The 26,605-nt window shown below is 78.0% G+C and carries 2 protein-coding genes; both read right to left on the bottom strand.

The window, feature by feature from the left end; all coding sequences use genetic code 11:
• Positions 1 to 5 precede the first annotated feature (5 nt).
• A complete protein-coding gene (locus ACFCX4_RS00665; protein WP_376137680.1) occupies positions 6 to 14,201 on the bottom strand; it encodes an SDR family NAD(P)-dependent oxidoreductase in 14,196 nt (4,731 codons plus the stop codon).
• Entirely contained in the window at positions 14,198 to 26,605 is a 12,408-nt protein-coding gene (locus tag ACFCX4_RS00660; protein WP_376137679.1) for an SDR family NAD(P)-dependent oxidoreductase, read from the bottom strand. The genes ACFCX4_RS00665 and ACFCX4_RS00660 overlap by 4 nt, the downstream gene beginning before the upstream one ends.

The raw sequence follows: 26,605 nt of genomic DNA, 5'->3' as shown, positions 1-26,605 counted from the left end.
CGGTCTCACTCCCGGTCCAGCGAGGGCCGCAGCAGCCCGGCGATGCGCCGGAGGTTCTCCTCCAGCACGATGGTGAAGTGGTCGGCGTCCAGCACGTGGACGGTCAGGTTCTCCCGGCCCACCAGCTCGGCCAGGCCGTTGCCGGTGTCGCCGTCGGTGCGCGGGATGACCGGCATGCCGAACGGGTTGCCGGGCGCGGAGAAGCCCTTCGCCGCGTGGAAGACGGTGGTGTCGACCGCGCTCGCCAGCGGCTCCGCCGTGTAGCCGTCCAGCAGTTCGCCGTTGAGCTGGAGCACGTCCCACTTGCTGCGCATCAGCTTCAGCACGTGCTCGGTGGCGAGGGTGGCCGGCGAGTTGGCGACGATGTGTGCCGCCATCGCGTCGAACTGCTCGTCCAGGCCGAGGCCGCGCAGCTTCTCGACGGCGATCTGCTCGTCGACCCGCCAGAGCTGGCAGGCCGAGTTGCCGATCAGCATCAGGGCCAGGTTCTCCCCCTCGCCCTCGGTGATGCCGCTGGCGTCCACGCCGTTCCAGGCGCCGGTGCCGGGCATCAGCGGGTCGACCAGGTAGAGGTGCGAGACCGTCTCCCCCGCCGCCAGCAGCTGACGCGCCATCTCGTACGCGACCACGCCGCCGAACGAGCAGCCGCCGATCCGGTAGGGGCCGTTCGGCCGGCGCCGGCGCAGCGCGGCGAGATAGGTGGCCGACATCTGGCGGATGTCGTCGAAACGGCGGAAGTCCAGCTCGTAGTCGACCTGTTCGAGGGCGAAGACCGGGTAGTCGGCTCCCAGGTGGCGGGAGAGGTAGACGCAGTAGCTGACGTCGCCGAACAGGTGGTGCGTCCAGAAGGTGGCCGGGCGGGCGCCGGCGCCGTTCACCGGGACGAGGAAGGCGCCCTCCTTGCCGGTGGCCGGGTCGACTGCCGCCGGTTCGGGGACGGCGGGCGGTGTCGCGGGCCGGGCGGCGGTGGCGCCGGTGGACTCGGGAGTGGCCGACTCGGGGGTGGCGGGCTGTTCGGTCGCCGCCGGGTCCACGCCCGCGACCGCCCTGCGGAGTTGCTCGGCGGCCAGCGGGTCCCCCAGCAGCCGCAGACCGGCGGGCAGTCCGGCCAGGTGCGGCGGCGGGACGATCACCCGCTGCCACCCGGCGGCCGGGGCGTCGGCCGGGGATTCGGCCGGGGTCAGGACGACGACGCGGACGGCCGGGGTGAAGGGCCGGGGCGCGTACCCGGCGACCGCCTCGGCGAGCGCGCCGTGCCAGGCGGCGGACGTCTCCAGCCAGCCGGCCAGCCGCTCCGCCGGGAACGGCGGTGCGGCGTGTCCGGTGAGCAGCCGGGCCGCCGCCTCCGCCGTGGCCGCGGCGGAGGCGCCCGCCGGCAGCAGACCGGCCAGGGGCTCGCGCGCACCCCACACCTCGCCGAACAGCCCGGTGCAGGCGCGGACGTGGGCCGCCGCGCCCTCGGGGGCCGCCGCGCCGGGCAGTGCGGGGGCCACCAGCGTCAGCTGCTCGACCTCGTGCCCCCGCTCGGCGAGCTCGCGGGCGGTCTCCAGGGCGACCAGCGCCCCCGCCCCGTGACCGGCCAGCCGGAACGGCCCGGCCGGGTGCCGCTCCAGGACCGCCCCGGCGCACTCGTGGGCGAGTCCGGCGATCGACGGGTTCCCGGGGGCGCGGCCGGGCTCGGCGAAACCGGGCGCCTGGACGCCGAGGACGGCGCCCTCCCCCGCCAGGCCCTCGGCGAGGTGGACCAGCCAGCTCAGTTCGCCGGTCGCGCCGAACAGTGCGAACACCGGTGCGGCGCCGGGCTCCTCGGCGGGCAGCAGGTCGAAGATCCTGGGGACGGCGGGGGCGGGGGCGGGGGCCTCGACGACGGGGTCGGGAAGGGGGGCGGGGGCCGGGCCGGGGACGGGGGACTCGGTGGGACCGGCCAGGTCGGCCAGGTGCGCCGCCAGCCGCCGGACGGTCGCGTGCTCGAAGATGGCCGCCATCGGGACGCCCTCGCCGAACCGGGCCTGCACCCGCTGCATGATGCGCAGCGCGGCGAGCGAGTCGATGCCGTAGCCGGCGAAGTCCCGGTCCACGTCGAGGTCGTCGGCGGGGATGCCGACGCCCTCGGCGATCACGGCCCGCAACTCCTCCACCGGCCCTGCGGCCGGACGCGGGGCCGGTTCCTCGACGGCGACGGCGACGGCGACGGGGGCGGGCACGGGCACGGGCACGGGTGCAGGTGCGGGCGCCGGAACCGGAGCCACGGCGGCGACCGGCGCCGGGGCGGGAGCGGGAACCGGGGCTGCGGCAGGGGTCGGCACGGGAGCCGGGGCCGGGGCGGGCACGACCACCGGCGTGACCGGGGCCGGCGGTGCCGGCCGGACCGGCTCCGCCGTCGCCGGCCGCACGGACGGCACGGCCGCCGGGGCGGCGGCCGGGACCGCCCCCGACTCCTCGGCGAGCCAGTAACTCCCCTGCGCGAACGGATAGGTGGGCAGGTGCAGCCGGCCCGGCCGGGGGCCGCCGGCGTACAGGCCCGACCAGGCCACCCTGGCCCCCCGCACCCAGCGCGCGCCGAGCCGGCGCAGCCCGGCGACCGCGTCGGCCGGGTCGCCCGTCAGCAGCCGGGCCGGGTCGGGCTCGTCGAACTGCTCGCCGTCGGAGGGTTCCGCCACCCGGCCGAGTGCGACCGTCTCCCCCGCCGTGCCGTCCAGCACGGCCCGCAGGGCCTCGGCCAGCTCCGCCGTGTCCTGCGCCACCACCGCCAGCCGGTGCGGCAGTTCGGGCCGCCCGGTCTGCAGGGTGTGGGCCAGGTCGGCGAACCTGGTGTCGAGCCCGCCGCCGCGTGCGCGGTCCCGCTCGACGTGGGCCAGCAGCCGGGCCGCACAGGCGGTCAGCCGTTCCCGGTCGGTGGCGCTGAGCACCACCAGCCGCGGACCGCCGACCGCCGGGCCGGAAGGCCGGGGGACGTACTCCTCCAGCACGACGTGGGCGTTGGCCCCGCCGAAGCCGAAGGAACTGACCCCGGCCCGACGCGGCAGCTCGCCCCCGGCGGTGGCCAGGCGGTCCCAGGGCCGGGCCGAGTCGACCAGGTGGAAGGGGCTGCGGTCCAGCGTGAGCAACGGGTTCGGCCGCTCCAGGTGGAGCAGCGGCGGCAGCATCCGGTGCCGCATCGCCAGCACCGTCTTGACCACGCCCGCGATGCCGGCGGCGGTCTCCAGGTGCCCGACGTTGGTCTTCACGGTGCCGAGCCCGGTGTGCCGCCCGCTGCCGGACCAGCCGGCCCGCCGGAAGGCCAGGGTCAGGCCCTCGACCTCGATCGGGTCGCCGAGCGAGGTGCCGGTGCCGTGGGCCTCCACGTAGCCGATGGTGTCGGCGCCGACGCCGGCCCGGCCCAGTGCCCGGCCGATCACGGCGGCCTGCGCGGCCGGGTTGGGGGCGGTGAGCGAGGTGGCCCGGCCGCCGTGGTTGACGGCGCTGCCGAGGATCACCGCGTGCACCGGGTCGCCGTCCGCCTCCGCCCGGGAGAGCGGCTTGAGGAAGAGCGCGCCGACGCCCTCGCCGCGCACGTAGCCGTCGGCGCGGTGGTCGAAGCTCTTGCAGCGGCTGTCGGCGGCCAGCATGCCGGAGGTGCCGAAGGCCTCGAAGCCGTTGGCGTTGAGGATGATGTTGACGCCGCCGGCGATCGCGGCCGGGCAGTCGCCGTCCTGGATCGCCCGGACCGCGCGGTGGAGGGCCACCAGGCTGCTGGAGCAGGCGGTGTCGACGGGCTCGCTGGGACCGTGCAGGTCGAGCAGGAAGGAGATCCGGTTGACCAGGACGCTGTGCTCGTTGCCGGTGGCCATCTGCCCGTCGACCGGCACCCCCCGGGACAGCAGCAGCTGCGAGTACTCGGAGGAGGCGACGCCGACGAAGACGCCGGTGTCGCTGCCGGCGAGCGAGTGCGGGTCGTGCCCGGCGTCCTCGACCGCCTGCCAGGCAGCCTGGAGGAAGAGCCGGTGCTGCGGGTCCATCAGCCGGGCCTCGCGGGGCGAGATCCGGAAGAACTCGGGGTCGAAGCGGTCGATGCCGTCGAGGTAGCCGGCCGTGGAGCCGGGCCTGCCGGTGGCGGGACGGCCGTCCGGGGCGGCGCCGATCAGGTCGCGGCCGGCGATCAGGTTGGCCCAGAAGGCCTCCAGGTCCGGGCTGCCGGGGAAGGCGCCCGCCATGCCGACGATCGCGACCGGCTCCGGCCCGCCGGGCGCCCCGGCCGGGGCCGGGCCGGGGATCGCGGCGGCGGCCGGGAGCGGGACGGGGAGCGGACGCGGTTCGGCGACGGCTCCGGCCGGCGCGGGCACGGCCGACGCGACCGGAGCCGCCGGGGCGGCCCGGACCGCCGCTCCGGTGCCGGGTGCGGCCGGCAGGCCCTCGGCGAGCAGGCCGACCAGACCGGCGAGGTCCGGCGCGGCGTAGAGCGCCGTCGGGCTGACCGGGATCCCGAGGTCGCTCTCCAGGCGGGCGGCCAGGGTCAGGACGCTCACCGAGTCGAAGCCGTAGTCGCTCAGGTGGTCGTCGAGGTCGAGGTCGGCGGCGCGCACGCCCAGCACGGCGCCGATCCCGGTGGTCACCGCGGTCCGCACCCGCTCCCAGCCGGGACGGGCGGCGTCCGGCGCGGCGTCCGGCGCGGCGGGCGCGAAGGCGGCCACGACGGCGGGCAGTACCGGGGCGGCGGTCACGGCCGGGGCGACGGTCTCCGGCGCCTCCGGCAGCCAGAACCGCTCCTCCGCGAAGGGGTGCTGCGGCAGTGTCACGACCCGGCGTTCCTGGTCGCGATCCTGCTCGGTCCAGTCCACACGTGCTCCTGAGGTCCAGGCCGCGGCGATGCCCGCGGGGTCGTCGGCGGGGTGGGGGTCCGGCGCGGTCCGGCCGGCCCGGCCCGTGTGCACCGGCGGACCGCCGTCCCCGCCCTCCAGGTGGCCGGCCAGGGCTGCCGCGGCCTCCGCCGTGGAACCGGCCACGAAGGCCAGGCGGCAGGGCAGTTCGGCGCGCCCGAGCTGCAGGGTGCGGGCGACGTCGGGCAGCGCGAGGCCGCTGCCCGGGCCGGCCAGCAGGTCGCGCAGCCGGACGGCGGCGGTGCGCAGCTGGTCCTCCCGGCGGGCCGATAGCACCACGATCTGCGGCTGCCGCGGCGCGGGGCGGCGCGGCCGGACCTCCGGTGCCTCCTCGACGATCACATGGGCGTTGGCACCGCCCGCGCCGAAGGCGCTGACCGCCGCCCGGCGCGGCCCGCCGCCCGCCGGGGCCGGCCACGGCGCCTCCTCCCGCACCGGGTCGAGCCCGGCGGCGGCGACCGCCGGGTGGAGCGGTTCGACGTCCAGGGTGGGGGCGAACCGCCCGTGCCGCAGCTGGAGCAGCACCTTGGTGAGCTGCGCCATGCCGGAGGCCGCCTCCAGGTGGCCGATGTTGGGCTTGAGCGAGCCGATCCGCCGTACCCCGGCCGATTCGGACGGGCCGGACGGGCCGGACGGGTCCGGTGGGCCGGGCACGCGGCCCGGCCCGTAGGCGTCGGCCAGGGCCCGGGCCTCCAGCGGGTCGGCCAGTGACGAGCCGGCCGCGGCGGCCTCCACGTACCCGATGTCCCCCGGCCGCAGGCCCGCCCGGTCCAGGACCGTGCGCACCAGTTCCGCCTGGGCCCGCCGGTCCGGCGTGGCGTAGGCACCGGCCGGTCCGTTGGTGTTGATCCCGGACGCGGCGATCACGCCGTGCACCCGGTCGCCGTCGCGCAGCGCGGCGTCGAGCGGCTTGAGCACCACGGCCCCGACGCCCTCACCCGTGACGAAGCCGTCGCCGGAGGCCGAGAAGGCCCTGCTGCGGCCGTCGGAGGAGAGCATGGTGGCCGCCGCCAGCGCGAGGTGGTGCGAGGGGTGCAGCATCAGGCTGACCCCGCCCACGACGGCCGCCCCGCACTCGCCGCCGCGCAGGGACTCGCAGGCGAGGTGCAGCGCGGTGAGCGAGGACGAGCAGACCGTGTCGACGGCCAGGCTCGGTCCGCGCAGTCCGAACACGTGCGAGACCCGGTTGGCCACCGACCAGGCGCCGGGCGGCGGGGCCTCCTCCCGGCCGCGGCCCCAGCGTTCCAGCACCAGTTGCTGGTAGGGCGTGCCGGAGACCCCGACGAAGACGCCGACCGGTCCGCCGGTCCGCGCCGCGAGGTGCTCGGCGGTGCTGCCGGAGTCCTCCAGAGCCTCCAGGACGCACCGCAGGAACAGCCGCTCCTGCGGGTCCATCCGCTCCGCCTCGCGCGGCGAGATCCGGAACAGCAGCGGGTCGAAGCGGTCGACGCCGTCCAGGAAGCCGCCCCAGCGGTGCGGGCTGCGGCCGGCCGGGTCGTGGTGCTCGGCCGCGGACCAGCGCTCGGCCGGCACCTCGGTGATCGACCGGCGCCCGGCGCGCAGGTTCTCCCAGAACGCGTCCGGGGTGTCGGCGCCCGGGTAGCGGCCGGCCAGGCCGACGACGGCGATGGGCGCCGGGCGGCTCGCCCCGGCCGCCGGCCGGGCGGGCGCGCGCACCTCGGCGGGCCGGACGGGCTCCACGGACGGTGCGGGCCCGGCGGGCGGAGCGGGCTCCACGAGCGGCATCGCTACCGGCTCCGGTGCCGATGCCGATGCCGATGCCGCAAGCGGAGCCGGAGCCGGTGCCACCGCCGCCGCCGCCGCGGGGCCGGACGGCAGCGGCCCGTCCTGCGCGAAGCTGCCGGCCAGCAGGTCCGCGACGCTGCCGATGGTGCCGCCGACGAACGGCGAGCGGCCGGTCACGGTGCCCAGCTCGCGCTCGATCCGGTCGGCGACCTCCATGGTGATCAGCGAGTCCGCGCCGTACGTCTCCAGCGGCGCGGCCGGGTCCAGTTCGTCCGGCGCGATCCGCAGGACGTCCGCGAACACCGCGGTCAGCCACCCCACCGCCCGCGTCCGGGCGCCGGCGCCGCCCGGCGCCGGCGCGACCGGCTCCTCCGCCGGCCGCGCCCCGGGCAGGGCCGCGGGCCAGGCGGCGGGCACCGGCGCGACCGGGGCCGCGGGCACGGGCGCCGGCTCGTCGTCCCACCCGTCGCGCTCGGCGACCAGCAGGTGCTGCCCCGACTCGCCGTCCGCCGCGCCCGGCACCCCGAGCGCCCGGACGTCCCGGAAGCCGGACCCGGCGAGCACCGCCCGCCAGGTGGCGGCACCCAGCAACGGCGAGTGCGGAAGCCGCAGTTCACCGTCCCGGTAGAGCCACCAGCCGTCCGTCAGCCCGAACACCACGGTCACCGAGTCCAGCACCCGGGTGGCCTCGTTGAGCACCAGGACGCCGCCCGGCCGGAGCAGCCGGCGGGCGTTCGCCAGGGTGCGGCGCAGGTCGGGGGTGGCGTGCAGGACGTTGGCGGCGAGCACCACGTCCCAGCCGCCGGCCGGGAAGCCCTGCGGCTCCGGGTCGGCGGAGACGTCGAGCACCCGGAACCGGGCGCAGGGGTGGTCCGGGCCGAAGCGCTGCCCGGCGCGGCGGACCAGACCGGTGGCGAGGTCGGTGAAGTCGTACACCACCCGGTCCCCGTACGGCGCCAGGGCCTCCAGCACCGGACGGCTGGTGCCGCCGGTCCCCGCCCCGATCTCCAGGACCGAGACCGTCGCACCCGGCCGTCCCTCCAGGGCCCGGGCGACGGCGGCCCGGACGGCGCCCGCGCAGCCCGCGTTGAAGTACGCCGAGCGCGGGTCGTCGGCGTAGAGCGGGGCGAGCCGCCGGTCGGAGCCGCCGGGGAAGAGCAGTTCGAGACCGCTGCGCCGGCCGGCCAGCACGTCGGGCAGGGCCGCCGCGCAGTCGGCGATCAGCTCCAGGGCGCCCGCGCCGTGCGGGTGGTCGGCGGCGAGGGCGTCGCGCAGCGCCCCGGGGTCGGGCGTTCCGGCGCCCACCTCGCCGTCGGCGCCGAGCTGCCCGCCGTCGCGCAGCGCGGTGAGCACGGCGGCCAGCAGCCGGCGCTGTGCCGGTACGGTCCCGAGGCGTTCGGCGAGCGCGGCCTCGGTGACGCGTTCGCCGGTCCGCAGGCCGGCCGGGCCGCGCAGCGCGGCCAGGATCCACTCCCGGGCGAGCCGTTCGATCCGGTCGAAGTAGTCCCGGCCGGGCAGGGCGGCGGCGGTCGCGGCGTCGCCCAGGGCCTCGGCGGCGCCGCCGGCGGCGGCCCCGAGCAGGGCGGGACCGCCGGCGGGGAGCAGCCGTCCGGCCGCGGGTGCCGGGTCGGCGAGCCGGATCGGCGCCACCTGGACGACGGGGGCGGCGAGCACCCGGCGGAAGGCGGCCAGGCCCTCCTCGTCGGTCATCGGTTCGACGCCGGTGCGGCTGATCCGGGCCCGGTACTCCGCGGTGGCGACCGAGCCGCTCTCGCCCCAGAAGCCCCAGTTGTAGACCCGCACGTTGCGGCCCAGCCGGGTGGCGAGGTGGCGGCCGAAGGCGTCCTGGAAGGTGGAGCCGGCCGCGTAGTTGGCCTGGCCGGCGTTGGCGGTGTGGGAGATGGCGGAGGAGAACAGGGCGACGAAGTCGAGGTCCTGGTCGGCCAGGACCTGCTCCAGCACCACGGTGCCGCGCACCTTGGGGTCGAGCGCGGCGCGGAAGGTCTCCTCGTCCATCCGTTCCAGCGTCCGGTCGGCCAGCACGAAGGCGGAGTGGACGACGCCGTCGAGCCCGTCGAAGCGTTCCCGGGCGGCCTTGACCACCTCGCGCATCCGCTCGGGGTGGGTGAGGTCGGCGGACTCGTAGACCACCTCGGCGCCGGCCGACCGGAGGCCGTCGAGGAAGCCGGCCGGCAGGTCGTGGGCGGGCCGGCGGCCGACCAGCACCAGCCGGGCGGCACAGGCCTCGGCGAGGTGGCGGGCGATCACGCTCCCGAGGCCGCCGGCCCCGCCGAGCACCAGGTAGCGGCCGCCCCGGCGCAGCGGCAGGGCGGACTCGTCGGTGGGCGGGAGTTCCGCCCCGGTCAGGCGGCGCTCCAGCAGCACGCCGCCGCGAAGCGCGTACTCGGCCACCGGGCCCGCGGCCGCGGCGGCCTCCACGGCGGCCAGCAACGGCTCGGTGGGGGCTGCCAGTTCGCCGGGGTCGAGGTCGAGCAGCCCGACCCGGAGGAAGCCGCACTCCCGGGCCAGCGAGCGGGTCAGCCCGATCAGCGAGGCGGCGAAGGGGTTCTCCGCCGCCGACGCCGGGTCGGGCTGCTGGACGCCGCCGGTGACGACGGCGAGCCGGGCGTCCCGGGGGCGGGCCGCGAGCAGCGCGCGGGCGAGGTGGAACAGCGCGACGGCGCCGTGGTCCTGGCTGCGCGCCAGCTGGTCGAGGTCCTCGTGGCTGTAGCGGGTGGTGTCGACGCCGCCGAGGAAGTAGACGTCCGGCGCGGGGCCGGTCTCGGCGAGCAGCCGGGGCAGGTCGGCGGCGGGGTCGAGGCGGGTCAGGTCGACGAGCAGCGCGCCGGGGCGGCGCGCGGCGATCCGGGCGCCGAGCCCCCGGTCGTGGGGGGTGGTGAGGACCAGGGCGCGACCGCGGTCGGCGTCGCCGGGCTCCGTCGCGGGGCGGGGTCCGGCGACGGACCAGTGCGTCCGCAGGTAGCGGACCCGGTCCGGGGCCGCCTGCCCGGCCACGGTGAAGTCGTCCAGGACGAGCACGGGCCGGCCGTGCTCGTCGGTGACGGTGATCCGGCAGCGGGCGGTGGTGGCCTCGGCGTGCAGCAGTTCGGCGTGGGCGTACCGGGCGGTGGCCGGGTCGCCGAGCAGCCGGACGGCGCCGACGGCGGCCGGCAGCGGGGTGCGGGCGGCCAGGCCGGACGGCAGGACGCCCTGGACGGCGTGCAGGGCGCTGTCGACCAGGCCCGCCGGGAGGTGCCCGGGGGCGGTCGCGGCGCCGGCCGGGGCCGGGTCGGCCGGGGTGAGCTCGGCCAGCGCCTCGCCCGTCCCGAGCCGCAGGGCGGCGACCCGGCGGTAGGCGGGGCCGTAGGCGAGGCCGGCGGCGGCCGCCCGGCGGTACAGCTCCGCCCCGGGGACGGTCCCGGGGCAGCGGGCGCGCAGCGCGTCGAGGTCGAGCCGGCCGTCCGGGTTGTCCTGGCCGCCGGTCAGCACGGTGCCGGTGCTGTGCACGGTGCGGGCGGTGCCGTCGCCGGTGCTCAGTTCGTAGCCGAACCCGGCTCCGGCGGGGCCGGTGCCGCCGGCGCGGCGCAGGGTGACCCGGACCTCGGTCCCGTCCGGGCCGACCACCAGCGGCGTCCGCCAGCGGACGCCGGCCAGGGCGACCGGGCGGTGGGCGGAGGCGGCGGCGCGGGCCAGCTCCAGCTGGAGCACCCCGGCGGCGAGCCGGCGCCCGCCGACCAGGTGGTCGGCGACCAGCGGGTCCGCCGGGTCCAGGCGGAGGACGGTCACGGTCTCCCCGGGCTCCGCCGGACCGGCCGCCGCCGCGCCGAGCGGCGGGCCGGGCGGCGGGCCCGGCTCGGCGGCGGCCCCGACGGGGCCGGGGGCGGTGGTCCGCAGCCAGTGCCGGCCGCCCGCGAAGGGGTAGGTCGGCAGGGCGGTCCGCCGCGCGCCCGCGGGGGCGACGCGCTCCCACGGCAGTTCGGCCCCGGCGGTGAAGGCGCGGGCCAGCTCGGCGGGGTCGTTCCGTTCGACGAGGCCGAGCAGCCTCGCCGGGTCCTCCTCGGGCGGTCCGGCGGCTCCGGCCCGCCCGGTCAGCAGCCCCGGGACGTCCCGGCCGGCCAGGTGGGCCCGCAGGGCGGGGGCGATCTCGGCGGTCGAACGGACGGTCAGGGCGAGGCGGGTGTCCAGCTGGTCGCGGCCCAGCCGGAGGGTGGCGGCGACGGCGTCCAGCGGCAGCTCCGCCGCGCCGGGCCGCTCCAGGCGTTCGGCCAGGCGGCCCGCGACGGCGCGCAGCTGCTCCTCCCCGCGGCCGGAGAGCACGATCAGCTCCGGACGGCCCGGCACGGGCCCGGCGGGGGCCGGGACGGGCGGCCGGTACTCCTCGACGATCACGTGCGCGTTGGAGCCGCCCGCGCCGAACGAGCTCAGCGCCGCCAGCCGCGGCGCGCCGCCGCGGGCGGGCCACGGGCGGGCGGTGCGCGGCAGGGTGAACGGCGTGCGGGCGAGGCCGAGCGCGTGGTTCTCCTCGGCGCTGTGCAGGGTGGGCACGATCGTCCCGTGCTCCAGCTGGAGCAGGATCTTGGTGAGGCCGGCGATCCCGGCCGCCGACTCGGTGTGCCCGATGTTGGACTTCACCGAGCCGAGGGCGCAGAAGCCGGTGTCGTCGGTGTACTCGGCGAACGCCCGGCGCAGCCCCTCGACCTCGATCGGGTCGCCGAGCGCGGTGCCGGTGCCGTGCGCCTCCACGTAGCCGACGTCGCGGGCGTCGACGCCCGCGGCGCGCAGCGCGTCCGCGACCACCCAGCCCTGGGCCTGCGGGCTGGGCACGGTGTAACCGTTGGTCCGGCCGCCGTGGTTGACCGCGGTGGCGCGGAGGACGCCGCGGACCGGGTCGCCGTCGGCGATCGCCGCCGACAGCGGCTTGAGCACGACCGCGCCGACGCCCTCGCCGGGCACGAAGCCGTCCCCGCCCGCCCCGAAGGCGCGGCAGCGCCCGCCCGGGGCGAGCATCCGCAGCTCGGAGAGCACCACCCACTTGCTGGCGTGGACGTTGATGCAGACACCGCCGGCCACGGCGATCCGGCTCTCCCCGGAGCGCAGGCTCGCGCAGGCCAGGTGCAGGGCGGTCAGCGAGGCGGAGCAGGCCGTGTCGACGACCATGCTGGGGCCGTGCGCGTCCAGCCAGTAGGAGACCCGGTTGGCGGCCGAGAAGTCCATCGCCGGGGCGATCACCCGGTTGCCGCGGCCCCACTCCTCCGCGCCGAGCAGCCCGTAGGAGGAGCCGGTGACGCCGACGAAGACGCCGATCGCGTGCCGGCCGCGCTCGTCGCGGGTGCGGTGCCGGAGCAGCCGCCGCGAGTAGCCGGCGTCCTGCAGCGCGCCGGCCGCGACCTCCAGGAAGAGGCGTTCCTTGGGGTCGCTGCGCTCGGCCTCGCGGGGCGAGACGTTGAAGTAGCCGGCGTCGAACCGGGCGACGTCGCGCAGGAAGCCGCCCTCGTCGCCGTAGGCCATGCCGGGCCGGCGCGGGCCGGGGGCGAAGTAGCCGGAGTTGTCCCAGCGGTCGTCGGGGATCCGGCCGACGCAGTCCCGGCCCTCGACGAGGGAACGCCAGAACTCGTCGAGATCCTCGCCGCCGGGATAGCGGCCGGCCAGGCCGATGATCGCGATCGGCTCCCCCGCGGGGGGCTGCGGGGCGGGCTCCGCGGCGGCGGGCACCGCGGGAGCCGGAGCCGCTGCGACGGGGGCGGCGGGCACCGCGGCGGTCCCGGCGCCGAGCAGGCCCGCCAGCGCACCGCGGTGGGTGCGCAGCAGCTCGGCGGCGAGTTCGGCGACGTTGCGGTGCTCGAAGAACAGCGTGACGGGCTGCGGGCCGAGCCGGTCCTCCAGCACGACGGTGAGCTTGCGGATCAGGATCGAGTCGACCCCGATGGTGGAGAACTCCTGTTCCCGGCCGAGCCGGTCGGCCGGCAGGCCCACGGTGTCCGCGACCAGGCGCAGCAGCCACTTCTCGACGGCGGCGCCCAGGTCGGCGCCAAGGCCCGGGCCGGCCGCCGGCCGCTCCGCCGCCCCGTCCTCCGCCGTCCCCTCCGCGTCCGCCGCCGCCCCGGAGCGGACGGCCGTGCGGGAGGCGATGAACGCGGCGGCCCTCGCCTGGTCCCCGTGGACGACCAGCCACTCGGCGCCCTCGCCGCGGACCGCCGCCTCCAGCGCGTCGAGCCCCGCCTCGGGCGGCATCGCGACCATGCCCTGGAGTTCGGCCAGGACGCGCTTGTCGCCCTGTTCCAGGTCCATGCCGCCGCCGCTCCACAGCGGCCAGCAGACCGAGACCGTCCGGCCGCTGCGCCGCCCGGCCCGGACCTCCTCCTCGCGGGCCTCGGCGAAGCCGCCCAGGCCCCGGTTGGCGGCCGCGTAGTCGCTCTGGCCGGCCATGCAGAGGTAGGCGGCGGTGGAGGAGAACAGGGCGAGGAAGTCCAGCTCCCGGTCCGCCGTGGCCAGGTCGAGGTTGCGGGCCCCGGCCAGCTTGGGCGCGGTCACCCGCAGCACCTCGCGCGGGTCCTTGTTGACGATGTAGGTGTCGTTGTTGATCCCGGCGGAGTGCAGGACGCCGTGCAGCGCGCCGTACTCCCGCTCGGCCAGCTCGACGGCGGCCCGGACGTCCCCGAGCCGGGTCACGTCGCCGCTGAGGTAGCGGGCCGCGCCGCCGAGGCCGGCGATCCGCTCGCAGGCGGCCCGGTGGGTGTCGTTCGCGGCGGAGCGCCCCAGCAGGACGAACCGGGCGCCGTGCCGTTCGGCCAGCAGTTCGGCGAGCCGCAGCGCGATGCCGCCCGCACCGCCGGTGACCAGGTAGCTGCCGCCGGTCCGGAAGACCGGGGCGACGGCGGGCGGCGCGGCGGCGGGACGCACGGTGCGCACCCAGCGGGTGCCGCCCTCGTAGCGGACCTGGGCGGCGCCGGGCCGGTCCTGGCCGAGTTCGGCGAGGGCCAGCCGGACGGCCACCGGGGCCCCGGCCGGGCCGGCGGGCACGCCGGGGGCCTCGACCGCGACGGCGCGGATCCGGCGGTCCTCGAAGCCGGCGATCTGGCAGAAGCCGCCGAGGGCGGCACCGACGGCGGCCCAGCCCGGCCCGCCGACCACGCAGGCGAGGTCCACCGGTCCGGCCCCGCGGTCGGCGATCAGCGCCCGGACGGCCGCGAAGACCGGGGTCAGGGCGTGCTCGGTGCTCCGCCCGTCGGTGTCGACCAGGAACACCGCACGGCGCGGCGCGGTGCCGGCCCGGCGGCCGGCGGCCCAGAGCGCGGCCCAGGCGGCGGTGTCGGAGGGGTCGGCGATCCGGGCGCCGCCGGCCGGGACGGCGCCGGCCGGGCCGAGCAGCACCGGGACGGCGCCGGGCGGGAGGGCGGTGAGCGAGCCGGGGTCGCCGGCCGCCACCAGCAACGGGCCCGCCGGAGGGGTGCCCGGGCCCGCGGGGGCGGGCACCCAGTGCGGGCGGAACAGGGCCGGCCCGGGCGCCCGCAGGAGCGACAGCGCCTCGGCCGGGGTGAGTTCACCGGAACCGACCCGGGCCAGGACGTCCCGGCGGTAGGAAGCCGCATCGGTGGTCATGCGCGTGATCCGTTCTCGTTCGTCGTCATCAGCCGGTCGACCTCGTCGACCGACACCTCGCCGCGCTGCAGGGCCTCCAGCAGGGTCTGCCAGGCCGGCTCGTCCGCCGTCGGCTCCCCGGCCGCGGGGGCCGGGGCGAGGACGGGGACGGCGGCCGGGGCGGCGCCGGGGGCGGGCCGTGCCCAGTGGCGCTCGGGGGCGAAGGGGTAGCCGGGCAGGGAGATCCGGCGCGGCCGCTCCCGGCCCGTCCGGAGCCGCTCCCAGGGCAGTTCGGCACCGGCCGTCCAGGCCCGGCCCCAGTCGAGCAGCTCGGCCGGCACCTCCCCGGAGGGCCGGGGGGCGTCCGGGGCCGCCGTGCCGGCGACCCAGCGTCCCGGCCGGCCGGCCAGGTGGGCGGCCAGCTGCTCGCGCAGCCCCGCGGTGTCGTCCGCGACCAGGGCCAGCCTGGCCGGCATCGCGTCACGCCCCTCCTGGAGGGTGAACGCCAGCTCGTCCAGCCGGACCCGATGTGACGCCAGGAAGTCGAGCAGCCGGACGGCGGACGCCCGCAGCCGTTCGCCGTCCCGGGCGGAGAGCACCACCAGCCGGGGCCCGGCGGACTCCGGCCCGGCGGGCCGGACCGGCGGCTCCTCCAGCAGGACGTGCGCGTTGCCGCCGCCGAAGCCCATCGAGCTGACCCCGGCCAGGCGCGGCACCTCCCGGCCCCCGGCGTCGCGCAGCCGGCTCCACGGCCGGGTCGCGGCGACCACCTCGAACGGGCTGCCCTCCAGCTCCAGCAGCGGGTTGGGCCGCCGGTAGTGCAGGCTCGCGGGCAGGGTCGCGTGCCGCAGCGCGAGCACCACCTTCACGACGCCCGCGATGCCGGCCGCCGCCTCCAGGTGGCCCATGTTGGACTTGACGGTCCCGAGACCGCACCAGGGGCTCCCCGCCTCACCCTGCTCGCCGGTGAGTTCGGCGAAGGCCAGGCGCAGGCCGCGGACCTCGATCGGATCGCCGACCACCGTGCCGGTGCCGTGCGCCTCGATGTAGCCCACCGTCCGCGGGTCGACGCCCGCCCGGCGGTGGACGGACGCGATCAGATCGGCCTGGGCGGCCGGGCTGGGCACGGTCAGCGACTGCACGTGGCCGCCGTGGGCGGTGCCGCTGCCCCGGACGACCGCGTGCACGGTGTCGCCGTCCGCCAGTGCCCGGCTGAGCGGCTTGAGCAGCACCGCCGCGACGCCCTCGCCCCGGACGAAGCCGTCGGCGGACGCGTCGAAGGTGCGGCAGCGGCCGGTCGGCGAGAGCATCCCGGTCTGCCCGAGCGCCACGTACAGCGGCGGGGTGAGCAGCAGGTGGACGCCGCCCGCGATGGCCTGGTCGCAGTCGCCGTCGCGGATCGCCCGGACGGCCGCGTGCAGGGCGAACAGCGAGCTGGAGCAGGCGGTGTCGACCGACTGGCTCGGTCCGCGCAGGTCCATCAGGTAGGAGACCCGGTTGGCGATGATGCAGTGCGCCAGGCCGCTGCTGGAGTGCGGTTCGCGGTCGCGGCCGATCGCGGTGAGGTGGCCGTCGTAGTCGTGCGAGGTGGCGCCGACGAACACCCCGGTGCGGCTGCCGCGCAGCTCGGCCGGACGGTGGCCGGCGTCCTCCACCGCGGACCAGGCGGCCTGGAGGAACAGCCGCTGCTGCGGGTCCATCAGGTCGGCCTCCACCGGGGAGATGCCGAAGAAGGCCGCGTCGAACTCGTCGACGCCGTCGATGAAGGCGCCCCACCGGCTGTTGGTGGTGCCGGGGGTGCGGGCCGGGTCGCCGTAGACCGTCCGCCAGTCGAAGCGTTCGGCGGGGATCTCGGTGACCAGGTCGACGCCCTCGCTCAGGTTGCGCCACAGGGCGTCCAGGTCGGGTGACCCGGGCAGCCGGGCGGCCAGGCCGACGATCACGACCGGGTCGTCCTCGGCGGCCGGCCCCGGCGCGGGCCGGGGTGCGGATACGGGCGCGGGCGCCGGTAGGGGTGCGGGCGCGGGTGCCGCCGCCTCGGCGGGCGCGGGCGCAGGGACCGGTTCCGGCGCCGGAACCGGCTCCGGCGAGGGCCGCGGCGTGCCGAACCGGGCGCAGGCGTCCGGCGCGTGCTCGGCGAGGTACGCGGTCAGCGCGTCGAGCGTCGTGCACTCGTACAGCAGCACCTTCGGCAGCCGGCCGAAGTCCTCCTCCAGCCGGCGCACCAGCTGGATCGCGGCGAGCGAGTCCAGCCCGTAGCGGTCGAAGGTCGCGGCGCCCTCCATCTCGTCGAGCGGCACCCGCAGGAAGTCGGCGAACACCTCCGCGAGGTGGGCGGCGAGGCCGTCGGTCGCGGACCGGGCCGGGTCCACGGGCTCCGGTGCCGCCACCGGCCCGGCGACCGGCCCGGCCGACGGTGCCGCGGCCGCGCGCGGTGCCCCGGGCGCCGCCGCGGGCGGGCGCGGCGGGCCGGACGCGGTGGCCAGCAGCACCGCCTGGTCGAGCCCGTCCTCGGCCAGGCCGGCCGCGCCGAACGCCCGCACCCCGGTGAACCCGGCCCCCGCCAGCACGGTCCGCCAGCGCGGGACGTCCAGCAGCGGCGCGCCCGGCAGCCGCTCGGCGGGCTCCTCGAACGCCCACCAGCCGGGGATCATGCCGAACATCAGGGCCAGGTAGTCGAGGTTGCAGGTGACCTCGTTGAGCACCAGCAGGCCGTCGTCGGCCAGCAGCGCGCGCAGCCGGTCCACGCTGCGGGAGACCAGCCGGGTGGCGTGCACGACGTTGGCGGCCAGGACCAGGTCCGCGGAGCCGGGGGCGAAGCCCTGTGCCGCCGGGTCGCCCTCCAGGTCGAGCACCTCGAAGCGCAGCGGCACGCCGCGCCCGCCGAACTCCCGTTCCGCGGAGCGGAAGAACGAGGCGGAGACGTCGGTGTAGCGGTAGTCGATCCGGCGCGCGTCCGGGCCGAGCCCGGCGAGCAGCTGGAGCACCCGGTCCGTGGTGCCGCCGGTGCCGGCGCCGACCTCGACGATCCGCACCGGGCGGTCCGGCGCGGCCGCCAGCCGGGCCCCGGCGAAGGCGTGGACGGCGCGGGCCACCAGCTCGTTGTAGTGGTCCGCGATCGCGTTGCCCCGGTAGATGTCGGCCAGCACGTCCGGGTTGTCGCCGGAGAAGTAGAGCTCCAACGCGTCCACCCGGCCGGCCAGCACCTCGGGCAGTGCGGGCAGGCACTCCGCCACCAGCCTTACGTGGGCCGAGAGTTCGGGGTGACGGGCGAGCAGGCCGGCCAGTTCGCCGGGGGCGAAGGGGCCGGGGTCGGCGGCCCGGCTGCGCCGCAGGACGCCCTGGATCACCTCGATCAGCCGGGTGTGGGAGGGGTGCGAGCCGAGACCGGCCATCGCCCCCGGGGCCAGCGGGTCGGCGGCGAGGCGGGCCCGCAGGTCGGCGTCGAGCATCCGCCCGGCGACCGTGCCCAGTCGGCGCAGGCCCTCGGCGACCCGCCGACCGTCGTACCCGCCCGAGGCGAGGTGCGCCCCGGCGGCCCGCTCGGCGGCGGACGGCGCGGGCGGTCCGGCCTGGGCGGCCGGAGGCGCGGGCGGGGCCGAGCCCGCGGGCGGGGTGGGCGGAACCGCGGGCACGGCGGGCACGGCGGGCGCCGCCTCCGCCGTGAGCCAGTAGCGCTCGCGGGCGAACGGGTACGTCGGCAGCGCCAGCCGCGCGGCGGAGGACTCCGGCCGCGCCGACCAGTCCGTCTCCGCGCCGTCCACCCAGCCGCGCGCGGTCCGCGCCGCGTCCGCCGCCGGGTCCGTGCCGACCAGCCGCAGCCGGTCGCCGGTGAGCGCGGCGGCGAGCAGTTCGTCGAGGCCGCGCACCAGCGCGTCACGGTCGGCCGCGACCACCGCCGCGCGGGCGGCCAGGGCGAACCGGCCGCGCTGGAGGGTGGCGGCGACCGAGTCCAGCGGCGCCGCCGACTCCACCAGGAAGGCCCGCTGGCGGGCGATCAGCTCGGTGAGCCGGGCGGGGTCGGCCGCCGAGAACGGGAACACCAGCGGTCCGCCGGGCGCGGCCGGACCGGCCGGCCGCGCCGGCGCCTGTTCGACCACGGCGTGCGCGTAGGCACCGCCGAAGCCGAAGGAGCTGACGCCCGCCCGGCGGGGCAGGCCCGGTGCGCTCCGCCACTGCTCGGTGGTGCGGTTGATCCGCAGCGCCCCGCCGTCGAGGGCGCAGTACGGGTTGGCCGCGGCGAAGCCCGGCATCGCGGGGACGATCCCGTGCCGGACCGTCAGCACCGCCTTGACCAGGCCGGTGATGCCGGCCGCCGCCTCGGTGTGGCCGAGGTGGGCCTTGGCGGTCCCGAGGACGCAGAAGCCGGTGTCCGCCGTGTGCCGCCCGAAGGCGGCGTTCAGGCCGTCGACCTCGACCGGGTCCCCCAGCCTGGTGCCGGTGCCGTGCGCCTCCAGGTAGCCGATGGTGTCGGGGCGGACGCCTGCGTCCGCCCAGGCGGCCTCCAGCAGTTCGGTCTGCCGGGCCGGGTTCGGCGCGGTGACCGCCCCGGCCCGGCCGCCGTGGTTGGCCGCGGTGCCGCGGATCACCGCGTGCACCGGGTCGCCGTCGCGCAGCGCGTCGGCCAGCGGCTTGAGCAGCACCGCGGCCACCGCCTCGGCGGGCACGTAGCCGTCGGCCCGCTCGTCGAAGGCGTGACAGGCCCCGCTCGGCGACAGCGCCCCGATGGCGGAGAGCTGCACGTAGTGCCCGGGCGTCAGGATCAGGTTGGCCCCGGCCGCGAAGGCCGTCCGGCACTCGCCGCGCCGCAGCGCCGCCACCGCCAGGTGCACGGCGTACAGGGAGCCGGAGCAGGCCGTGTCGACGGTGAGGCTCGGGCCGGTGAGGTCGAAGAAGTGCGACGGGCGGTTGGCGGACATCGAGACCGCGGTGCCGACCGGCTCGTAGGCCCCGACCGGGCGGCCGCGGCGGATCATCTCCTCCTCGTAGTCGCGGAAGGAGCGGCCGACGAAGACCCCGGTGTCGGAGCCGGGCAGCGAGCCGGCCACCGCGCCGTCCTCGGCGGCCTCCCACAGCACCTCCAGCAGCAGCCGGGTCTGCGGGTCCATCGCCTCGGCCTCGGCCGGGAGCAGCCGGAAGAGTGCGGCGTCGAACCGGTCGGCGTCGGCCAGGAAGCCGCCGCGCGGGCAGTCGGTGCGGCCCTCGCCGCCCTGCGGGTCGTACACCGCGCGGTGGTCCCAGCGGTCGGCCGGGACCTCGGCGACCAGGTCCGCGCCGCCGAGCAGGGCCTGCCAGAGTTCGGCGGTGCTCCGGGCTCCGGGGAAGCGGCCCGCCATGCCGATCACGGCGATGTCCCCGCCGCCCGCGCCGCCCCCGCCGTTCGACGGGAGCGCACCGGCGGGCGCCGGGTCGGGGCCGGTGACCGGGCCGGCGGTCGGGCCGGCGTCCGGGCCGGTCACCGGTTCGGCGGTCGGGCCGGCGGCCACCAGGGCGGCGGTCTCCTCCGGGTACTCCGCGCACAGGTGGGCGGCCAGCCGGGCGACGTCGGGGTGGCGGAAGAACACCGTGGGCAGGACCGGCCGGCCGAGGTCGGCCTCGATCCGGTCGTTGAGCGCCATCAGGTCGGCGGAGGTCAGTCCGAGTTCGAGGAAGCCGCCGGGGTCGGGGGCCTCGGGCGTGCCGAGCCGTTCCCGGACGAGCTCTCCCAGGTGCGCGGTGACGGCCTCCAGGACGTCCCCGGTCGACGCCGCCGGGGGCGGTGCGGCCACGGTGCCCGGCTCCGCGACCGGCTCCGCGGGCCGCCGAACGGACTGCCGGGCGGGCGCCTGCGCGGCGGCGTTCCACGGCGGGGCCGGCGGCCGGCCGCCGCGGCCGGGGTCCAGGGTCGGCGGCAGGTCGCTGCCGGGCAGCCCGGCACCGGCGGTGAGCCACCGGCGGCGCCGGTCGAAGGCGGTCAGCGCGAGCGGCTCCCGGCGCGGCCGGTGACCGGCCGGAGCCTGCTCCACCACCACGTGGCAGTTGGTCCCGCCGAAGCCGAACGAGGACACCGCCGCCCGGCGCGGACCGTCCGTCGCCGGCCAGGGACGGCCGGCGGTGACGGGGTAGAACGGGGTGCGGTCGAAGCCGAGCCTGGGGTGCGGGTCGTCGCAGTGCAGGGTGGCCGGCAGGTAGCCGTGCTGGACCGCGAGCACCGTCTTCACCAGCGAGGCGATGCCGCCGGCGTGCAGCAGGCCACCGAGGTTGGACTTCACCGAGCCGACGCCGCAGTACTGGGTACCGCCGCCGAGGCTGCGGTAGACCTCGGCCGCCGCGTGGATCTCGATCGGGTCGCCGAAGCCGCTGGCGGAGCCGTTGACCTCCAGATAGCCGATGGTGTCGGCGCCGACGCCGGCCGCGGTCATGGCGGTGCGCAGCAGTTCGGTCTGGGCCTCGTGGCTGGGCGCGGTGAGGCCCAGCGTCCGGCCGTCGTTGTTGGCGGCGGTGGCCAGCAGGGTGGCGAGGATCCGGTCGCCGTCGCGCAGGGCCTGCTCCTCGGTCTTGAGCAGCACCATGCCGAGGCCCTCGCCGGGGGCCGTGCCGGTGGCCTCCCGGTCGAAGACCCGGCTGCGGCCGTCCTTGGAGAGCACGCCGGCCCGGCCGAGGCCGAGGTAGACGAAGGGGTCGAGGAGCAGCTCGCAGCCGCCGGCGACGGCCTGGTCGCACTCGCCGGCGAGCAGGCTGCGGACCGCCTGGTGGACGGCGACCAGGGAGGAGGAGCAGGCGGTGTCGACGGCGAGCGAGGGCCCGCGGAAGTCGAAGACGTGGCTGATCTGGGTGGCGGCCATGTTCGGCAGCGCGCTGACCAGCAGCTGCGGCGTGGTCGGCGGGCCGCCGATCGAGTTGCGCCGCACGTAGTCGTTGGCGCCGACGCCCAGGAAGACGCCGACCCGCTCGCCCGCGAGCTCCTGGCGCCGGTAGCCGGACCGGTCCAGCAGCTCCTGGGCCAGCTCCAGGCAGAGCCGCTGCTGCGGGTCCATCCAGGCGGCGTCCTCCTCGCTGATGCCGAAGAAGGCCGCGTCGAAGCGGTCGATGCCGTCGATGAAGCCGCCCCAGCGGGCCGCCTCGACCACGTCCGGGTCGGCGCCGCGCAGCCAGTCCGGGGACCAGCGCTCAGCCGGGGTCCCGGAGATCGAGTGCAGGCCGTGGACGAGGTTCTGCCAGAACGCCTCGACGGTGGGAGCGCCGGGGACCCGGACGGCGGCGGCGACGACGGCGATCCGGCCGGACGGCGCGGACGGCCCGGCGGACGCGGCCGGGGCGGGGGCGGCCGCCGGGGTCTCGACCGGGGCGGGAGCCGGAACTGCGGACGGGTCGGCGGACGTCGCCCGGGGGGCGCTGCCCGCCTGCGGCCGGGCGGCACCGGCGGCGGCCGCGACCGGCTGCCGGGCGGGCAGTTCCTCCGCCAGGTACTCGGCCAGCGCCCGCAGGGTGCGCCGCCGGGCCACCACCGAGGGGACCACCGAGGTGCGGTAGCGCTCCTCGATCACCTCCAGGGCCCGCATGGCGGCGATCGAGTCCACGCCGTAGTCGGCGAGGTCGTCGTCCGGGTCGAGTTCGGCCTCGGGCACCTTCAGCACCTCGGCGAAGATCGCCGTCAGCTCGGCCCGCAGCGCCCCGGTGTCCGCCGCGGACACCGCGGACGACGCAGCTGCCGGGGCCGGCACACCGGGCACCGGCACCGCGGGCTCGCTCGCGGCGGCCGACGGGAACGGGGCCGGCACCGGGACCGGCGGGACGGCGGCCGGCCGGGCCCCGGCCGGGGCCTCCCCGTGGAGCGTCAGCCGCCGTTCCAGCCGCTCGCGGTCCCCGCGGAAGACGGCGAGCTGCGCCGCCGGGTGCCGCAGGGCGAACTCCAGCGCGGCCAGCCCGTCCGCCGTGCCCAGCGGCTCCAGCCCGTTGACCTCCAGCACCGGGCCCTCGACCGCCGGGTTGATCCGCATGCCGCCCTCGGCCCAGAGCGGCCAGTTGACGGAGCGGGTCCGGCCGCCGCGCCCGCCCCGGGCCCGCAGCGCCTCGCGCCGGTGGGCGAAGGAGTCCAGGTAACGGTTGCCGACCGTGTAGTCGGTGGTGCCGACCGTGCCGAGCACCGAGGTGGTGGAGGAGAACAGCACGAAGTAGTCGAGGCCGGCCGCCGCGGTCGCCTCGTCGAGCCAGCGGGTGCCGTCGGTCTTCGGGGCGGTGACCCGGCGGACGGCGGTGTCCTCCTTGTTGAGCAGCAAGCCGTCCTCGACCACCCCGGCGGCGTGCAGCACTCCGGTCAGCGGCCCGAGGTCCCGTTCGACGGCGGCCACCGTACCGGCCACGGCGCGGCGGTCGGCGACGTCGCACGGGTAGTACCGGGCCTGCGCGCCGAGCGCGGTCAGCTCGGCGAGCGCCGCCGACTGCGCGGCGCCCTGCGGCGAGCGGCCGAGCAGCGCGATCCGCACGGCGGCCCGGCCGGCCAGGTGACGGGCGACCAGTCGGCCGATGCCGCCGGCGCCGCCGGTGATCAGGTAGGTGCCGCCGTCCCGGGCGAGCGGCACGGCGGGACCCTCCGCCTCGCGGACCCGGCGGAAGCCGAGCACCTCGCGGGTGCCGCGCCCGGCCCGGACCTCGATGTCCTGGTGGGCGGCCGCCTCGGCGAGGAGCGTGTCGCACTGCTCGGCCGGCGTCAGGGCCGGGTCCAGCCGGACGGTCTTCAGCGCCAGCTTGGGCTGCTCCCGGCGGACCCCGCGGGCCAGACCGCCGACGGCGGCGTGCGCCGGGTCCTCCTCGCCGGCCGTGTACGCGTAGACCATCGGCAGGGTGCCCTGGCAGGCGGTCAGCCAGGCGCGGGCGGCGGCGAAAGCGAGGTCGCGGCCGGCCGCGCCGTCCGCGCCCGCCGGCGGGAGCAGCAGGACGGCGTCCGGCCGGACGCCGTCGGCGGCGAGTTCGCGCACCAGTGCCCGGTGGTCGGCACCGGCCGACGGGTCGACGGTGAACGCGTCCGTCCCGGTGCGGGCGAAGCCGGAGCCGGAGCGGACCGTGATCACCCGGCGGGCGGCGGATCGCAGCCCGGCGGCCCGCCCGGCGTCGTCGTCCAGCACCAGCAGGACGTCCGGGCGGCGGCCGCCGGCGGCGGGCGCGGGGGCCCAGTGCGGCTCGTAGATCAGCAGGCCGGCGGGCGCCCCGACCCGGGCGGGCGCCTCCTCGGGGACCACGGACCCCACGGGCACGGGCGCCGGGCCGGTGGTCGGCGGCGGTGCGGCGGCCGGCAGGGGGCCGGCGGCCGGGGCCGTCGACGGGATCCAGCACCGCCGGCGCTCGAACGGGTAGGTCGGCAGCGGGATCCGCCGCCCGGTCTCCGCCGCCCAGCCGGCGTCCGTACCGGTCACCCAGGCCGCGGCGGCCGAGGCCGGATCCGCACCGGGCGGTGCGCCGTCCCCGCCGCTGCGCCCGGCCCGGCCGGTGAACAGCCGGCCCGGCTCCTCCCGGCCCGCCTCGTACGCGGCGAGCAGCCCGGTGAGTTCGGCGGCGTCCCGGGCGACGACCGCCAGCCGGTGCTCCATCGCCCGCCGGCCGGTCCGCAGCGTGTACCCGAGGTCGTCGAACGGCAGTTCCGGGCGGTCGGCGAGGAAGTCCCGCAGCCGCCCGGCCTGCGCCCGCAGCGCCTCCGGCGTCCGGCCGGAGAGCGGGACCACCTGCGGACCGGCCGACGGCCGGGCGGCCCGCCCGCCGCCGAGGTACTCCTCGACCACGAGGTGGACGTTGGCGCCGCCGAAGCCGAAGGCGCTGATGCCGGCCCGGCGCGGGGTGGTCTCCCCGGTGCGCGGGTCGGTGACGCGCCGCCACTCCTGGCGCTCGCGGGCGACCCGGAACGGGCTGTCCTCGAACGGGATCTCCCGGTTCAGCCGCTCGGTGTGCAGGGTGGGCACGATGGTGCCGTGCCGCATCGAGAGCAGCACCTTGGTGAGCGCGGCGATGCCGGCCGCCGCCTCCAGGTGGCCCACGTTGGACTTCAGCGAGCCGATCGCGGCGAAGCCCCGCCGGTCGGTGAAGCGGCGGTAGGCCTTGGTGAGCGAGGCGATCTCGATCTGGTCGCCCAGCGTGGTGCCGGCGCCGTGCGCCTCCACGCAGGTGATGGTCTCGACGTCGACGTCGGCCCGGCGCAGCGCCTCCAGCACGACCCGGCCCTGCGCGTCCGGGCTGGGCACCGCGAAGCCGCTGGTCCGGCCGGAGTGGTGGACGGCCGAGCCGCGGATCACGCCGTGGATGTGGTCGCCGGCCGCCTCGGCGTCGGCCAGCGGGCGCAGCAGGACGGCGCCGACGCCCTCACCGGGCACGTAACCGTCGGCGCCCTCGCCGAAGACGCGGCACCGGCCGTCGGTGGAGAGCAGGTTGTTGTCGGCCAGCCGCAGGTACTTGTACGGGTGCAGGGAGAGGTTGACGCCGCCCGCCAGCGCGGCCCGGCACTCGCCGCGCCGGATCGCCTCGCAGGCCAGGTGGACGGTGGTGAGCGAGGAGGAGCAGGCGGTGTCCAGCGAGACGCTGGGCCCCCGGAAGTCGAAGGCGTAGGAGACCCGGTTGGTGATCAGCGAGAAGGTGGAGGCGACGATCTGCGGGTTCTCCCGGGCGAGTTCCTCCAGGGCGTGCAGCTGGTAGTCGCTCCACATCACGCCGGCGAACACGCCGACCGCGCCGCCGGTCAGCCGGCCCAGTTCCTCGGGGGTGTAGCCGGCGTCCTCGACGGTCTGCCAGGCGGTCTCCAGGAAGAGCCGCTCGTGCGGGTCCATCAGTTCGGCCTGGCGCGGCGAGATGTTGAAGAACAGCGGGTCGAAGGCGTCGACGCGGTCCAGGAAGCCGCCCCACTTGCCGTGGGTGCGGCCGGCCTGGTGGCGGCCGGGCGAGTACCAGCGGCCGTGGTCCCAGCGGTCGGCGGGCACCTCGGTGACGCAGTCCCGGCCGTCCCGCAGGACCTTCCAGAACTCGCCGACGTCGGCCGCGCCGGGATAGCGGCCGGCCAGGCCGACGATCGCGATGTCCTGGCGCTCCCCGGCGGGCAGGGGCGGTGCGGACGGTCCGGCGGGCCCGGGGCGGGGCTCGGTGCGGGCCGTCCCGGCCGGGGCCGCGGGGCCGGCGGTCGGCGCGGACGGCTGCGGGTCCGGCCCGCCCTGCTCCTCGGGGGCCGCGTCCAGCCGGTGGCCCTCGCCGTGCAGGTGGGCGGCGAGGCTGCTCACCGTCGGGTACTCGAACAGCAGGGTGGGGTAGAGCTCGGTGCCGAGCAGCTTCTCCAGGGAGACGGCGATGGTCAGCAGGTTCACCGAGTCCAGACCGAGGTCGTAGAAGCCCCGGTCCGGGTCGATCGCGGTGTCCCCGCCGCCCAGGGCGACGGCGACCAGCTCGCTGATCGCGTCTGCCAGGCCGCGCCGGCCGCGGGCCGGCCGCTCGGTGGCCGGCAGCGGGCGCGGCGCCGGCGGATTGGGGCGCGGCGCGGGCGGGTTGGGCGCGGCGCCGGCGGTGCCCTCGGCGAGCCGGGTGATGAGGTCCGCGGTCCGGACCCGCTTGGCGCGGAAGCCGGTGATCCGGGCGACCACGCTGCCGTCCGGGTGGCAGATGTCGAGGTCGGCGGTGACCGTCTCGGCGTCCAGCTCGCGCTGGCCGACCCGCGGGACGTGCACCTGCGCCGCCGCGCCGAGGTGCCCGTAGGCCCGGAAGGACTCGATGTAGATGGGGATGAACGGCCGGGCCGCCCGGTCCCGCTGACCGGACTCGAACTGGAGGAAGGGGACCAGCGTGGAGAAGTCCAGGGTGACCGGGTGGATGTGGAAGTGGTCCAGGTACTCCTGGGCGTCGGGGCCGAGCACGACGTCGCCGAGCGAGTAGCCCTCGCCCCGGTAGACGGTGCCGTCCACCTTCATGAAGTCCCGGTGGTGGATGTCCACCTGGCGGGCGAAGGCGTACAACTCGTCGGCGTCGCAGACCTGCTGGGCCTCGTGCTTGAGCCGTTCGGTGTCCACCCGGCCGGCCGGGCCGGGCTCGGAGAGCCGGATCTCGGCCTGGAAGTTGGTCTCCCAGGCCTCGTCGAGGACGACGCCGTTGCTGATCGGGCGGCTGCGCACGGTCACCGGCAGGACGCCCTGCGGGGACGGCGGGTCCACCGCGATCTGCAGCTGCCGGTCGCGGTCGCCGGCGGCGACCACGGGGGCGATGAACAGGCAGCGGCGCAGCTCGGCGGTGGCCGGGTCGACGCCGACGTGGCGCAGCAGGCGGAGCACCAGGTCGAGAAAGAAGACGCCGGGCAGGACGGGCGTGCCGTGCACGAGGTGGCCGCGCACGATCTCGTCCTGGGCGGTGACGCTGGTGACCAGGTGGCGGCCGGCCAGGCGGTGCTGATCGGCCTCGAAGCGGGGATCGACCGTGGTCGACAT

The sequence above is a fragment of the Kitasatospora sp. NPDC056327 genome, assembly GCF_042261735.1.
Lineage (GTDB): Bacteria > Actinomycetota > Actinomycetes > Streptomycetales > Streptomycetaceae > Kitasatospora.
This window is presented reverse-complemented; position numbering and strand designations above follow the sequence as displayed.